General features: G+C 63.2%; 11 protein-coding genes. 6 read left to right on the top strand and 5 right to left on the bottom strand.

The window, feature by feature from the left end:
- Positions 1-36 precede the first annotated feature (36 nt).
- The gene (gene mtnA, locus AC1DXN_RS02740) at positions 37-1,131 is read right to left on the bottom strand and encodes an S-methyl-5-thioribose-1-phosphate isomerase (RefSeq protein WP_477271603.1); all 1,095 of its coding nucleotides are present in this window, start codon (positions 1,129-1,131) and stop codon (positions 37-39) included.
- A complete protein-coding gene (gene mtnK / locus AC1DXN_RS02735; protein WP_477271605.1) occupies positions 1,128-2,402 on the bottom strand; it encodes an S-methyl-5-thioribose kinase in 1,275 nt (424 codons plus the stop codon). Before mtnK ends, mtnA begins: the two co-directional genes overlap by 4 nt.
- A gap of 137 nt (positions 2,403-2,539) precedes the next feature.
- Between mtnK and AC1DXN_RS02730 the strand changes: the two genes are divergently transcribed.
- The 3 genes from AC1DXN_RS02730 to AC1DXN_RS02720 all read left to right on the top strand — a co-directional run bounded on the left by AC1DXN_RS02730 (position 2,540) and on the right by AC1DXN_RS02720 (position 6,219).
- Complete coding sequence (locus tag AC1DXN_RS02730) at positions 2,540-4,051, top strand: sugar ABC transporter ATP-binding protein (protein WP_477271607.1); 1,512 nt, start codon at positions 2,540-2,542, stop codon at positions 4,049-4,051.
- Positions 4,052-4,127: 76 nt separating this feature from the next.
- Positions 4,128-5,123, top strand: a complete 996-nt coding sequence (locus AC1DXN_RS02725; RefSeq protein ID WP_477271609.1) for an ABC transporter permease — start codon at positions 4,128-4,130, stop codon at positions 5,121-5,123.
- 43 nt (positions 5,124-5,166) lie between these two features.
- Positions 5,167-6,219: a substrate-binding domain-containing protein gene (locus tag AC1DXN_RS02720; protein ID WP_477271611.1), complete on the top strand. Its 1,053-nt coding sequence runs from the start codon at positions 5,167-5,169 to the stop codon at positions 6,217-6,219.
- A gap of 73 nt (positions 6,220-6,292) precedes the next feature.
- Here AC1DXN_RS02720 and AC1DXN_RS02715 read toward each other — a convergent pair whose 3' ends face one another.
- From AC1DXN_RS02715 to AC1DXN_RS02705, 3 genes are all read right to left on the bottom strand, one after another.
- Entirely contained in the window at positions 6,293-7,363 is a 1,071-nt protein-coding gene (locus AC1DXN_RS02715; protein WP_477271613.1) for a D-alanine--D-alanine ligase family protein, read from the bottom strand.
- Positions 7,364-7,524: 161 nt separating this feature from the next.
- Positions 7,525-9,579, bottom strand: coding sequence for a bifunctional aldolase/short-chain dehydrogenase (locus tag AC1DXN_RS02710; RefSeq protein ID WP_477271615.1), 2,055 nt, complete (start codon positions 9,577-9,579; stop codon positions 7,525-7,527).
- A gap of 93 nt (positions 9,580-9,672) precedes the next feature.
- On the bottom strand, positions 9,673-10,626 hold the full coding sequence (locus AC1DXN_RS02705; protein ID WP_477243292.1) for a sugar-binding transcriptional regulator: 954 nt from the start codon (positions 10,624-10,626) through the stop codon (positions 9,673-9,675).
- 189 nt (positions 10,627-10,815) lie between these two features.
- On the opposite strand from AC1DXN_RS02705, the gene AC1DXN_RS02700 reads away from it, so the two are divergent.
- The 3 genes from AC1DXN_RS02700 to AC1DXN_RS02690 all read left to right on the top strand — a co-directional run bounded on the left by AC1DXN_RS02700 (position 10,816) and on the right by AC1DXN_RS02690 (position 14,679).
- Complete coding sequence (locus AC1DXN_RS02700) at positions 10,816-12,456, top strand: acyl-CoA synthetase (protein WP_477271617.1); 1,641 nt, start codon at positions 10,816-10,818, stop codon at positions 12,454-12,456.
- 421 nt (positions 12,457-12,877) lie between these two features.
- The gene (locus tag AC1DXN_RS02695; RefSeq protein ID WP_477243296.1) at positions 12,878-13,483 is read left to right on the top strand and encodes a TetR/AcrR family transcriptional regulator; all 606 of its coding nucleotides are present in this window, start codon (positions 12,878-12,880) and stop codon (positions 13,481-13,483) included.
- 56 nt (positions 13,484-13,539) lie between these two features.
- Positions 13,540-14,679 carry an efflux RND transporter periplasmic adaptor subunit gene (locus AC1DXN_RS02690; protein WP_477271619.1) on the top strand — a complete coding sequence of 380 codons (1,140 nt, stop codon included), beginning with the start codon at positions 13,540-13,542 and terminating at the stop codon, positions 14,677-14,679.
- Positions 14,680-14,863: the final 184 nt, after the last annotated feature.

The following is a 14,863-nucleotide window of genomic DNA, read 5'->3' as shown; positions in this document are numbered from 1 at the left end:
GCCGCTTTGCGGCCATCTCCCCCTCGAGGGGGGGGATTACCCGCGCTCGGGAAACATCGCCTTCAACCCCTCGCGCGAGGCTTTGGCCACGCCGCGTTCGGTGATCAATCCGGTGACCAGCCGCGCCGGCGTCACGTCGAAGGCCGGGTTTGCCGCCGGCGTCGTTTCTGGCGACACGCGGACCTGCGCGATCTTGCCATCTGATGTCTTGCCCCAGACCAGCGAGACCTCGTCGGGCGAGCGCTGTTCGATCGGGATATCGGCCAGTCCGTCATGCACCGTCCAGTCGATGGTCGGTGACGGCAGCGCGACATAGAACGGCACGTCATTGTCGGCGGCGGCGAGCGCCTTGAGATAGGTGCCGATCTTGTTGCAGACATCGCCGTCGGCCGTAGTGCGGTCGGTGCCGACGATGACCATGTCGATCTCGCCGCGCTGCATCAGATGGCCGCCGGCATTGTCGACGATCAGCGTGTGCGGCACGCCATGGCCGGCCATCTCCCATGCGGTCAGCTGGGCGCCCTGGTTGCGCGGCCTCGTCTCGTCGACATAGACGTGCACGGGAATGCCAGCCTCGACAGCCAGATAGATCGGCGCGGTGGCGGTGCCGTAATCGACGGTGGCCAGCCAGCCGGCGTTGCAATGGGTGAGGATGTTGACCGTCTCGCCCTTCTGCTTGCGTACCGCGATCGCCTTGATGATCTCGAGCCCGTTGGCGCCGATGGCGCGGTTGAGGCCGACATCTTCGTCGGCGATCTCGGCCGCGCGCCGGTAGGCGGCCTCCGCGCGTTGTGCTGGCGGCAGCGGCCGCAGGACGCGCCGCATCTCGTCGAGCGCCCAGCGCAGATTGATCGCCGTCGGGCGGGTCTCGTGCAAGGTCTCCCAGACCGCGTCGAGCGCCGCATCCGATGGGTTGTCTTGCATCTGCATGGCAACGCCATAGGCGGCGGTGACGCCGATCAGCGGCGCGCCGCGCACCCACATGTCGCGGATGGCGGTGGCGATACCGGCGACGCTGCCGATCTTCTCGATGCGGAAATCATGCGGCAGCCAGCGCTGGTCGATGATCTCCACCGAACGCCCGTCGTCGGAGGGCCAGATGGTGCGATAGTGGCAGTCGCCGACGTTCAAATGCTGCTCTCCTGCTCGATCAGCGCCGCCAATTGGTTGACCTCGTCGATGCTGTGTATCTGGCGCCGGTTGACGGCGATGTGACGGCCGAATTTCAGCGCCTTCGCCTCGCAACTGGCGCGCAGATCCTCGTCTTCAATGGTCTCGAAATCGGCGTTATGGGCGAGGCCGAGGATGCGCCGGTGAACCTCGATGCCGGCGAAGCCCAGCAGGTCGGTCCAGACCTGATGCAGCACATGGTCGAGCGCCTGCTCGGCACCAAGCCTGTCGCCCTGATCCTCGAACAGGCTCGTCTGGTAGAGCATGCCGGTGCGCTCGGTGCGCCACAGATGCGAGAACTCCGCGCGGAACACCGACCATGTCTGGGCTGTGACCTCGAGCAGATAGGCGCGCATGGCGTCGCGTTTTTCCTTTTGCTCATGGCCGCGTTGCGAAAAGAGCGACATCCAGAAATTGGCGAGCAGCATGCCGACGTCAAAAGCCATCGGACCGTAGAAGGCGAACTCCGGATCGATCATCCGGGTCTCGGTGTCGGTGACCATGATCGAGCCGGAATGGAGGTCGCCGTGCAGCAGTGTCTCGGCATTGGCGGCGAACAAATGCTTCAGCCGCTGCGCCTCGACCTTGAGATCGCGGTCGGCACGCAATTCGGCGACCAGGCCGTCGAGCTGCGGCGAGGTATGCCGGTTCATCTTGGCGTCGAAATAGGGGTCGGTGAACACCAGGTTCTCGGTGATGTCGCAGAGTTCGACATTGTCGGCGAACAGCGCCAGATCCGCCTTGCGCTCCTTGGCGGCCATCGAGAGGTCGGAGCCGCGAAACAAGGTGCGAGCCATGAACAGGCCGATGTCGCGCGCGATGTTCGGCAGCTGACGGCCTTCGATCAGGGCGCGGCGCAAGATGATGTGCGGCGGCGCCATATACTCCATGACGATCAGCGCCTGGCCTTCGTCGAAATGGTAGATCGCCGGCACCGAGCCGGGCGCTCGGCGCTCCTGCCTGGTCAGCGCGTGATATTCGAAGAACGAACGCTTCAGCGGCAGCGGCCAGCTGTCGCCGACCAGGCGGACATAGGGCAGCGCCTGCTTGACCACGGCAGCCCCGGTTGCGCCTTCGACGATGAAGACCAGGTTGAGATTGCCGTCGCCGACCTCGCGGACCTTCCAGGCGCTCGTGTCCTTGCCGATGCGTGCGCACAGCGCTTCGTTGGCGCCAAGGCGCGTCGAAAGCGTCTCCACCGACAATGCTTCGAACGGCAATTTCCCAGTCATTCCTCACCCTCGCGCTGATGTGCTCCGATCATAGCGGAGCCATGGCGGCCGGGCCAAGCTAGGAAGCCATCTGGCAATTGTCAATCGTGTTGACAATTGCCGATTGAGCCCATAGCGTCACGATCAGGGAGGAACGAATGGGCAATGATGCCGTGTTCCGCGTGGACGGCCTGAGGAAATCCTTTGGCCATATCGAGGTGCTTGGCGGCGTCTCGGTCGAATTGCATGCCGGCGAAATCACCGTGCTGATGGGCGCCAACGGCGCCGGCAAATCCACCCTCGTCAAGATCATCAGCGGCGTCTACGACCACGGCGGCGGCACGATGCGCCTCGCCGGTCGCGACTTTGCGCCGAAGACCCCGGCGGAAGCGATCCGCGCCGGTGTCGTCACCGTTCACCAGAACATCAATGACGGCGTCGTCGCCGATCTCGACGTCGCCACCAATCTGACGCTCGACAGGTTGACCGGCAGCGGCGTGCCGACCCTGTTCAATCCAGGCCGGGTGCGCCGCGAGGCCAAGGCCGTCGCCGACCGCATGGGGCTGGTCATCGACCTTAGGGCACGTATCAGCGACCTGTCTCTGGCCGACCGCCAGATGGTGGCGATCGCCCGCGCCATGGCGCACCAGCCGAAAGTGTTGATCCTCGACGAGCCGACCTCCTCGCTGTCCAGCGCCGAGGCCGACCGGCTGTTCGCGCTGCTCGACCGGTTGCGCGAGCAAGGCGTGGCGATCCTCTACATCTCGCACCGCATGTCGGACATCAGGCGGCTTGCCGACCGCATCGTCTCGATGCGCGACGGGTTGATCAGCGGCGCCTTCGACAGGAAGCCGCTCGACTATGAAGGCGCCATCAACGCCATGCTCGGCCGCAAGATCCATCTCGACCAGATCGTTGCCAGGCACTCGGCCAATGCTGTCCTGACCATCGAGGGGATGCGCCTTGCCCAGGGCACGCGGCCGTTCTCGCTGACGCTCGGCGATGGCGAGGTGGTTGCCATCACCGGCCTCGTCGGCGTCGGCAAGACGGCGCTCGCCGAGACTCTGTTTGGCGTGCGCAAGCCGCTCTCCGGCACCATGGTGTTGAACGGCAAACCCTATGCGCCCGCGTCGACGGGCGAAGCGATTGCCGCCGGCGTATTTCTCGTCGCCAAGGACCGCGGCGAAAGCGGCATTGTCGGCGGCTTCAACATCCAGGAAAACATCAGCCTGCCATTCCACAAGCGGATGTCGCATTTCGGTGTGCTCAGGCGTCGCCTCGAACGCACCATTGCCCGCCGGCAGGTCCAGGAACTCGGCATTGTCTGCCGCTCCGAGAAGGACGACATGGCGTCTCTCTCGGGCGGCAACCAGCAAAAGGTGATGGTCGCCCGCTGGATGGCGCAGAATGCCAAGCTGTTCATTCTCGACGAGCCGTTTCAGGGCGTCGACATTTCCGCCAGGCGCGATATCGCCGCCAAGCTCAGGGCAAGCGCCAATGGCCGCGCGACGCTGCTGTTCGTCACCGAACTCGATGAAGCGCTGGAGACGGCCGACCGCATCCTGGTGATGTCGGAGCAGACGATCGTCGGCGAGCACCGCAACGCCGACATCGATCTCGATCGCCTGCTGGCCGAGGTCGCCGGAGGGCCGCTGCACAGCGCGGCATGAGCAAAGAACCGACGATGAGAATTGGAATGGAGCGTATGGGTTTGAGTTCTGTGAAGACGGCGCGCGGGAGCGCTGAATGACGCTGCGCGACTACGCCATTCGCTATGGTTTCATCGTCCTGCTGTTCGGGCTGGTCGCCTATTTCGCGATCGCCGCCGACGGTTTCGTTTCGCCGCAAAGTGCCGTCTTCATCTTCCAGTCGGTGGCCATCACCGGCGTGCTGGCGCTCGGCGTCACCGCCACTTTGGTCGTCGGCGGCTTCGACCTGTCGATCGGCTCGGTCGCCACCTCCGCCATGATGGCGGCCGCCTATGTCATGGTGGTGCTGGAACAGAACGCTCTTGTCGCGGTCATCGTCTGCCTGCTGATCGGCGCCGTCGTCGGCCTTATCAATGGCTGGCTGATCGTCTATATGCGCGTGCCTGATCTGCTGGCGACGCTCGGCATGATGTTCCTGCTTGTCGGCCTGCAGCGTATCCCGACCGAGGGACGCTCGATCGCCACCGGCATGACCATGCCCGACGGTTCGGTCGCCAACGGCAAGTTCTCCGACGCCTTCCTGGCCCTCGGCCGCCACCGCTTCGATTTCTTCATCCCGAACCTCATTCCCGTGTCGGTCGTGGTCCTGATCGTGTTGGCCGTGCTGATCTGGTTCTTTCTCGAATACACCCGTTTCGGCCGCATGATGTATGCGGTCGGCTCCAATGAGCGCGCCGCCGAACTCGCCGGCGCGCCTGTCAAGGCATACAAAATCTGGGCCTACGTCATTTCAGGAGTTTTTGCCTCGATCGGCGGCATTTTGCTCGCTGCCCGGCTTGGACGCGGCGACATCGCCTCGGGTAATAATCTGCTGCTCGATGCTGTTGCCGCGGCGCTCATCGGCTACGCGGTCCTTGGGGCCGCCAAGCCGAACGCCTTCGGCACCGCCGTCGGCGCGCTGTTCGTCGGTATCTTGCTGCAAGGCCTGACCATGATGAACGCGCCCTATTACACGCAGGATTTCGTCAAGGGCGTGGTTCTCGTGGTCGCCCTTGTCTTCACCTTCGCCCTTTCCGGCAGGGGCAGGCGATAGGATTCGACCGGGACTTTTGAGTTCAACAAGTGGAGGAAACAAAATGAAGATCACAAGAAGACTTCTAGGAATGGCAGCGCTCGGGCTTGCCGGCGCAACCATGCTGATGCAGGTCCCTGCGCTGGCCGCCGACAAGCCGGCACCGTTCGACAAGCCGGGCGTCAAGATCGCGCTGGTCCGCTATCTCTCGACCGGCGATTTCTTCCAAGCCTATCTCTCGGGCGTCGAGGCGCAGTCCAAGGCGCTCGGCGTCGACCTGCGCGTGCTCGACAGCCGCCAGGATGCGGCGCTGCAGGCCGACATGGTCGACCAGGCCATCGCGCTCGGCGTCCAGGGCATCATCATCCAGCACGGCCTGACCGAATCGATGAAGGACGCCGCCCAGCGCGCGGTCGACGCCGGCATCAAGGTCGTCGCCTTCGACGTCAATGTCGAAAACCCCAAAATCCCGCAGGTCGAACAATCCGACCGCGACCTTGCACGCCTCGCGCTCGAACAGGCGGTCAAGGACAATGGCGACAGCTGGAAGGCCGGCTATGTCTATGTCGCCGGCATCGCCCCGCTCGACCGCCGCAACGAGACCTGGGTCGACGTCAAGAAGAAGCATGCCGGCATCAACGAAGTCGCCATGTTCGGCACGCTCGACAACCCGATCGCCAATTCGGTCGCCAACCAGGCGCGCTCGGTGCTGTCGGCCCACCCCGATATCAAGGTGATGTTCGCCCCCTATGATGAATTCGCCAAGGGCGTGAAGATCGCCGTCGACGAGGCGAGCCTGAACAAGGACATCAAGATCTATTCGGCCGACATCTCCACCTCCGATATCGCCGCAATGCGCGAGCCCGACAGCGCCTGGGCGGCAACCGCCGCCACCAATCCGGCCGTCGTCGGCCAGGTTTCGGTGCGCGCGCTGGCGCAGCTGCTCGCCGGTGAAGACCCCGGCCACAATGTCATCGTGCCGCCGACGCTGATCACCCAGAAGGACCTGATCGACAAGGACATCAAGAACATGGAAGACCTGTCGGCCAAGCTGCCGCAGTTCGCCCATGCCGATGTCGCCATGCCGGCCTGGATGCCGAACCCGAACGCCAAATAGTTCCTGGCTCACCAGCAAAAGAAAGAGCGGCTCTCGGGCCGCTCTTTTGTTTTGTGCGTTGCGGATTTCGCTCTCAGCCCGATCGCCCGGCGCGCGCCAACCCGTGCTCCACCAGGCGGTCGATGATCGCGGCATAGCTGACACCGCTTGCCGCCATCGCCTTGGAATACATGCTGATGTCGGTGAAGCCCGGGATGGTGTTGATCTCGTTGACCAGGAATTGCATGTCCGGCATCAGGAAGAAATCGACGCGCGCCATGCCGTCGCAACCGACGGCTCTGAAAGCCTTGGCGGCCATGTCGCGCATGCCTGCCTCGACTTCAGGCGGCAGTTCGGCTGGCACGATCAGTGCGGCGCCATTCTCGTCGATGTATTTGGCATTGTAGTTATAGAAGCCGTGGCTTTCCGCCGGCACGATCTCGCCCGGCCGCGAGACGAATAGATTGCCTGCGACGTCTTCCAGCACGCTGTATTCAATCTCGCGGCCACGAACGAATTCCTCTGCCAGCAACTTGCGATCGTGCCGGAAAGCCTCAGCCAGCGCTCGATCGAATTCCTGGCTGGCATTGACCTTTCCGACGCCGACGGACGATCCCTGCCGCGCCGGTTTGATGAACAGCGGCAGGCCGAGTTCGTCCTCGAGTGCGGCGAGGGAAGGGGCGTCGCCGTCGTGGATCGTCACCGAGCGTGCGACCGGCACCCCAGCCGCCTTCAGCAGCCGCTTGGCGATGTCCTTGTCCAACGCGACCGCCGAACCGAGGATGCCGCATCCGACAAGCGGCACGCGGGCGACTTCGGCAAGCCCCTGCACCGAGCCGTCCTCGCCATACAGTCCATGCAGGACTGGAAACAGGATATCGATCTTCGGCAGATCATAGGCTGAGCCGCCGGCAGGAAGTGCGATTATCCGCCCATGTCCACCGGGCACGAGGCAAACTTCCGTCCCGCTTTCCGGCTTCGACAGTGTGCCGTCCTCGAATGAGCTCAGCAGCCAAATTCCGTCGCGAGTGATGAAGATCGGCACCGCGTCATACCGGGCAGGGTCGAGCGCGCGCATCACATTCGTCGCCGAAAGCACCGACACGTCATGCTCGGCCGAGCGCCCGCCGAACAGCACGGCAATGCGCAGTCTTTTCGCAACCATCAATGTCTCCAAAAAGGTTTAGAGCTAAAGACCAAACAATCGGTCCGAAGCGGGGTTTTTGATGGCTCCACAGCGACCATTCCAAGACAGCCCTGGTTCGAGCGCAAAAGAAAAGAGCGGCCCCTGGGGGCGCTCTTCGTCGTTGCGGTATTTTCTTGCTTTTAGCGCATCGCCGCCGCGATGTTGCCGCCGTCCACCGTCGTCACATCGGCGGTGGTCCGGTCGGCCAGCGCCTGATGCAGGAAGGCCTGGGCGACGTCCTCGGCCGTCACTTCCTGCCCGAGCAGATTGCCGGACATGTATTCCTTCTCGGAGACGCCGCGTGCGCCCGAGCGGCTGGCGATCATGGCATCGGTCAACAGCCCCGAGCGGATGCGATCGGCGTTGACGGCATTCGAACGGATGCCATGGGCGCCGTAGTCGAGAGCGTACTGCCTGGACAGGAACAGCGTCGCCGCCTTCGGGATGCCATAGGCGCCGAACTTCGGACCGGGATTGACCGCTTGTTTGGAGGTGTTGAACAAAAGCACGCCGCCAGTGCCCTGTTCGAGCATGACGCGCACCGCGTTCTGCGCCGCCGACTGGTGGGCGAAGAAATTCAGCTCAAAGCTCTTGCGCAGGAGAGCGTCGTCGAGCTCGCCGATCCTGCCTTCCCAGGCAGCTCCCGCATTCGAAACCAGGATGTCGACGCCGCCATAGATGGCGACGGCCTTGTCGAAGGCGGCGCGCATCTGCTTGGGGTCGGTAATGTCGGCGCCAACGCCGATCGAATTGTTGCCGGCCTGCTTGGCTGCTTCCGCCGCCTTTGCCGCGTCGAGATCGACGACGACCGCATGGGCGCCATTGGCGGCGAACAGCTTGGCCGTTGCGGCGCCGATAGCGCCGGCGCCGCCGGTGATCAGCACCACCTGGCCGGTCAGCGGCTTCGGCTTGTTGGAGGCGAGCTTGGCCTGTTCCAGCGACCAGTATTCGAGCGGGAACAGATCGGCTTTGGACAGTGGATGGAAATTGCCGACGGCTTCGGCGCCGCGCACCGCTTCGATCCACATCTCGCCGACGTCGGAGGCGATCTTCGCATCCTTCAGCGTGCGGCCATGGCCGAACATGCCGAGGCCCGGCACCAGCGTCAGCCGCGGCATCTGGTCGAGCATGGTGCGCTTGACGTCGTCGAGCGCGTCATTGGTTTCGAAATAGGCGCGATAGTCCCTGGCGAAGGTCTCGACGTGACTGCGGATGATCGCTTTGTAGTCGCCGATCTTGTCGGCGTCGGGCGCAGGCAGCGCCATCGGCCCGGTCTTGATGCGGATCGACAGGTCGGGGGTCGACACACCGCGTTCGGCATAGTCGGCGATCTTGGCCGAGTTGATGAAATCGACGATGGCATCCGAGGTGCGGAAATCGCTGATCATACGGTCGAAGCGGCCTTCGCCGCGCGCAACCGCCACCGCGCCGCGCAGCGTCGACGCAATATCGGCTGCTGTCGCCAGCCTAGCCGGCAGCGCCACTTTCTCGGTGCGCGGCTTGCCGTGTTTGGCGGTATAGTCTTCGGCGACATTCACATAGTGGATCATGCGGTCGTAGGCCTGCTTGGCATCGTCGCCGAAGGTGAAGATGCCATGCTTGTCGAGGATCAGTCCTTCGACTGTCGGGTCGGCGTCGAAGATGTCAGCGGCCACCTTGGCCAGGTCGAAGCCCGGCATGATGTAGGGGACATAACCCATCCTGGCGCCGAACACTTTCTTCACCAGCGGTTCGCCGTCCTCCTGGTCGACGATGGCCAGAATGGCGGTCGAATGGGTGTGGTCGACGAATTTGTGCGGCAGGAAGGCGTGCAGCAGCGTCTCGACCGAAGGGTTGGGCGAGGATGGGTCGATCAGGTTCACCCGCTGCAGCGCGACCATATCCTCATCGGCAAGCTTGCTCAGCGACCGCGCCCGGAGCAGCGCGTTGAGCTTCACCGCCGGCAGGCCCTGCGGCTCGATGACGCCCATGTCCCAGCCGCTGCCCTTGACGCACAGCACGTCCCATTCGTCGCCGACGAGATCGGTGGCCTTGGTCTTGCAGGAGGTGTTGCCGCCGCCATGCAGCACCAGCCGCGGCTCGCCGCCCAAGAGCCGCGTCGTGTAGACGCGCAGTGCCAGATCGCGGCTGACGCCCTTCTTCGCATAGTCGGCAACCAGCTTCTCCGCGTCACCGTCATTCCACAAATTCTTCATAGTCGCTTTCGTCCGCTTTCATCTCTTTGTTGCTGTGAACAGGAATGCCGCGACGCTTTGATGACAATGCGCCGGCTGCAATGATTTCGTTTGCTAGGAGGCCTTTTGTGCATGGTCGAGCAGCCGCCGCGCCATGCGCGCGCCGACCACAAGATGCGTGCAGAGCCCGCCAGTCATCGCCGCGATGAGCGGGTCGAACTTGCTGTCTTCCTGGACGACCATCAGGCGCTTTTCGATGGCGCGCAGCGATGACAGCTCCGCCGAAATGACGCGACGGTTGTAGCTGCAGTCGAGCGCCTTGCCCTTGGCGTCGATGATCTGCCCGGCGATGACGCCGGCAGCACCCGCCTTACGCAACGCGCCCATCTCGTCGACGGTCAGCGCACCGCATTTGACGACATGACTGTCGGCGTCGACGGTGCCGACCGAGAACAGCGCCAGGTCGCATTCATGAATGCTCGCCAACTGCTCGCGGATCACCGGCTCGGCACGCAGGCCGCGCGCCAGCTCCTCCGTCGTCAGCACCAGTGGCGCATAGAAATTGATGCCCTTGGCGTTGAGCCGGCGGGCGATTTCCATCGTGCATTGGTCCGGCCGGTAGGAATAGGGGGCGCCGAGATTGCCGCACAGCTGCACCACGGTGACATCCTGCAGGTCGGCATAGGACATGATGTCGGCGATCGTGTAGACGGTCCGTCCCCAGGCGACGCCGATGCGATCGCCCTTCTTGACCAGTTCGAGAAAGACGCTCGCCGCCAGCACCGCAATGTCGGTCGACGGATCGATGACATAGTCGTTTTCCGGCGCAATCCAGACGGCGTCGAGCTTCAGCGCGTCTTCGAGCTTGCGCGCCAGCACATCATCGGTGAAAAGTTGGGTCGAGGTCGAGATGTTGACAATGCCGGTCTCGCGCGCCTTGCGCAGATACATGGCGACCGAGGCACGGGAAATCTTGAGCTGGCTGGCCACCTGGTCCTGACGCAGGCCGTGGGCGTAGTAAAGCCAGGCGGCTTTGTGGATAAGCTGTTCTGCCGGTCGGATCGCCATGCCATCTCCTCTCTGACATTATTCACGGCTCTCGACAAAAGTCAAACCGAGCCGAGGTATACGATGCCCCTTCATCAGCTGAATCCAGAACATCATTGTGCCAAATGCGCACTCTCGTGGCATCGTTGGTGGTGACGCGGCCCGAGCCTGTGATTAGAACGTCACAAGGAAGACATTGGGGAGGACGGGATGGGCAATCCCTATGAACAGGATCTCGACAAGAACGCGGCTAACCACCAGCCGCTGACGCCGCTCACCTATCTGGAGCGGGCGGCCAGGACCTATCCCGACCATGTCGCCATCATCCATGGCCGCCAGCGCACCACCTATCGCGATTTCTGGCGCCGCTCGTTGAAGCTTGCCTCGGCGCTCTCAAAGCGCGGCATCGGCAAGGGCGATACCGTCACTGTCATGCTGTCCAACACGCCGCCAATGCTTGAGGCGCATTTCGGCGTGCCGATGACCAAGGCGGTGCTGCATTCGCTCAACACACGCCTCGATGCCGCGGTCATCGCCTTCCAACTCGACCATGCCGAAACCAAGGTGCTCATCGTCGACCGCGAATTCTCTGCTGTCGTCAGGGAGGCGCTGGCGTTGGCCAGAGCAAAGCCGCTGGTCATCGACTATGACGATCCCGAATACGCCACCGATGCGCCCTATCCCAAGGGCGAACGGCTCGGCGCGCTCGACTATGAGGAGTTTGTCGCCGGCGGCGACGAGGATTTCGCCTGGTCGATGCCCGACGACGAATGGGACGCCATATCGCTCAACTACACCTCCGGCACCACGGGCAATCCGAAGGGCGTCGTCTATCACCATCGCGGCGCGGCCCTGATGGCCTACACCAACACCATCCATGCCGGCATGGCCAAGCACGCGGTCTATCTGTGGACGCTGCCGATGTTCCACTGCAATGGCTGGTGCTTTCCCTGGACCTTGGCCGTGCAGGCCGGCACCCATGTCTGCCTGCGCTGGGTGCGGCCGAAGCCGATCTACGACGCCATCGCCGACCAGGGCGTCACGCATCTGTGCGGCGCGCCGGTTGTGATGTCGGTGCTGATCAACGCCAAGGACGAAGACAAGCGCGAGTTCGCGCAGACCGTCACCTTCAACACCGCCGCGGCGCCGCCGCCGGAGGCGGTGCTGTCGGGCATGGCCGACGCCGGTTTTGCCGTCACCCATCTCTATGGCTTGACCGAGACCTATGGTCCTGCGGTGGTCAACGAGTGGCACGGCGCCTGGGACGGTCTCGACAAGGGATCGAAGGCCACCAAGAAGGCAAGGCAAGGCGTGCGCTACGCCGCGCTTGAAGATCTCACTGTGATGGACCCGGAGACGATGCAGAAAACGCCGGCCGACGGCGAGACCATCGGCGAGGTCATGTTCCGCGGCAACATCGTCATGAAGGGCTATCTGAAGAACCGCAAGGCGAGTGACGAGGCCTTCGCCGGCGGCTGGTTCCACTCCGGCGATCTCGGCGTCATGCATGCCGATGGCTACATCCAGCTCAAGGACCGCTCCAAGGACATCATCATATCCGGCGGCGAGAACATCTCCTCGATCGAGGTCGAGGATGCGCTCTACAAGCACCCCGCCGTTGCCTCCTGTGGCGTCGTTGCGCGGGCCGACGAGAAATGGGGCGAGGTGCCGGTCGCCTATGTCGAACTGAAGCCGGGCAAGACCGCGACCGAAGCCGAGATCATCGACCACTGCCGCGCGCTCCTAGCCCGCTTCAAGGTGCCGAAGGCGGTGATATTCGCGGAAATCCCGAAGACCTCGACCGGCAAGATCCAGAAGTTCCGGCTGCGGGAAATGGCGAAGCAGGCTTAACTACACTGCAACTCTTGCGATGGCCTCGACAATTTGCCGCGGCCCTGCGTGACTTCGTCATCCTAGGGTGGAGCAGTCGCGAAGCAACGTAGCGGAAACCCTGGGATCCATGCCGTGACCTTGCGGCAGCACTCCGGCGATCGAGAATCACTGGCGGCGGACGTTAGGCGTATATCGGCGCAACTAATTGGTATCGCTGCATTATTCGACATGCGTCACGGCATGGATCCTAGGGTCTGCGCCGCGTCGCTACGCTCCTTGCTTCGCCCTAGGATGACGAAGCGCGTGGAGCCCGGCCGCCAACATTGTCACCATCTGTCACCAATTATACGTGTACGTCGAATCAGCGTTGACATCCCACCTTTTTCGATTTACGACTGACGAAAATTGAAATTCGTCACTCGTTAATCGACAGAGAGCCATGTCAGAAGCTGCCAACATAGTGGCCGACCCCACCCGACAGGAGAATGTGACACGCATTCTCGACTGCGCCGAGCGCCTGTTCCGTCACTACGGTTACGGCAAGACCAACGTTGCCGACATTGCGCGCGAACTCGGCATGTCGCCGGCCAACATCTACCGTTTCTTTGCCTCCAAGGTTGAAATCCACCAGGCCGTCTGCGGCCGGATGCTCGGCGCCAGCTACAAGATGGCCTACGAGATCTCTAGGCTGCCGATCAGTGCCGAGGAGCGGCTGCGGCGCTACGTGCATGCGCAATACAAGATGACGATGGAAGTCATGCTCGACGATCAGAAGGTCCACGAGATGGTCATCGTTGCGCTCGAACGCGACTGGGGCGTCATCGACAAGCATGTCGACAGCATCCACGACTTGTTCGCGGAGGTGATCCGCGACGGCATCGAGGCCGGTGAGTTCCGGGAACAGGATCCGGTCATCGCATCGCGCTGCTTCGGCGCCGCCACCGTCATTCTGTGCCACCCGCAGATGGTGGCGCAGTGCCTTGCCAAGACCAACCGGGCGATGCCCGACGACCTTATCGACTATGCGATCAAGGCTTTGAAATAGCCGCCACCCCACCGGGTGCCGGTGTCGAAAGTTCATCTCCAGTCAGGAGTGCTAAAGTGTCTTTGTCCAGTTCCATCATCAGCAGGCTGCCAGTCGCTGGCCTGATCGTCGCCACGCTCGGGCTCGCGGCCTGCTCGCAGGAGAAGACCGAAGTCCAGGACATCATCCGCCCGGTCAAGGTGGTCGAGATCGGCCAGGCTGAGAACAGCCGCGAACTCAACTATTCCGGCTCGGTGCGCGCCCGCACCGAAATGAATCTCGGCTTTCGCATCTCGGGCAAGGTCACCCAGCGCCTTGTCGATATCGGCCAGCATGTGACATCAGGCGATGTCTTGGCCCGCATCGATCCCACCGACTACGAGCTTTCGGTCAAGAGCGCCAAGGCCAGCCTCGATGCCGCCGAGCGGCAGGTCGAGACGGTCGATCTGTCGCGGGAGCGCGCCGAGCAGCTTTTTGCCAAGAACTTCACCTCCAAGTCGCAGCTCGAACAGGCGACGCTGAGCTACAACCAGGCGGTGGCGACGCGCGATGCCGCCCGCTCGACGCTTGCCCAAGCGCAGAACCAGGTCGTCTATACCGATCTCAAGGCGAGCGAGAACGGCATCGTCACATCCATCAGCGCCGATGTCGGCCAGGTGGTCGGTGCCGGCACGCCGGTAATGACCGTTGCCGTCGACGGCGAAAAGGAAGTGCTGATCGCGGTTCCCGAAATGGATATTGCCGCCTTCAAGCCGGGCAAGGCGGTCAAGGCGAGCTTCTGGTCCGACGACGCGCTGAGCCTCGACGGCAAGGTCCGCGAAGTGGCCGGCAGCGCCGATCAGCAGTCGCGTACCTTTGCCGTTCGCGTCTCGCTACCCGATGATCCCCGCGTGCTGCTGGGCATGACCGCCAACATTGAAGCCTCGGTGGCGAGCCGGCAGCAGATGGTGTCCATCCCGCTCAGCGCGCTTGCTGAAAAGGACGGCCAGAAGATCGTTTGGACAGTCGACCGCGGCAGCGACACGGTCCATCCGCGCCCCATCAAGGTTGCCGAATTCACCGCCGACGGCGTCAGTGTCGCCGACGGGCTGAAGCCAGGCGACGTCGTCGTAGCCGCAGGCACCCAGTTCATGACCGAAAATCTGCAGGTCAAGCTGACCGGCGGTGCAGCGCAACAGTCGGCATCCGCGGAAGACGCGGCCAAGGCCCTGCGCTGACACGAAGCAAACGAAAACCGGCTTTCATCGCATCGGCGCAAGCCGCGAGGTCAATCGGTTCATGGTTTCCGGGCGGCGAGCGCCCGATGGTGAGACGCAAGGTTGATGTAACCCCCACATCTGACCCGCGTCCCACCGCGATGAGTCTCTCCGCTCGGAAAGCCTCGCCGCCCGGAAGCCGACA

The organism is Mesorhizobium sp. P2_H9, assembly GCF_056403215.1.
This window is presented reverse-complemented; position numbering and strand designations above follow the sequence as displayed.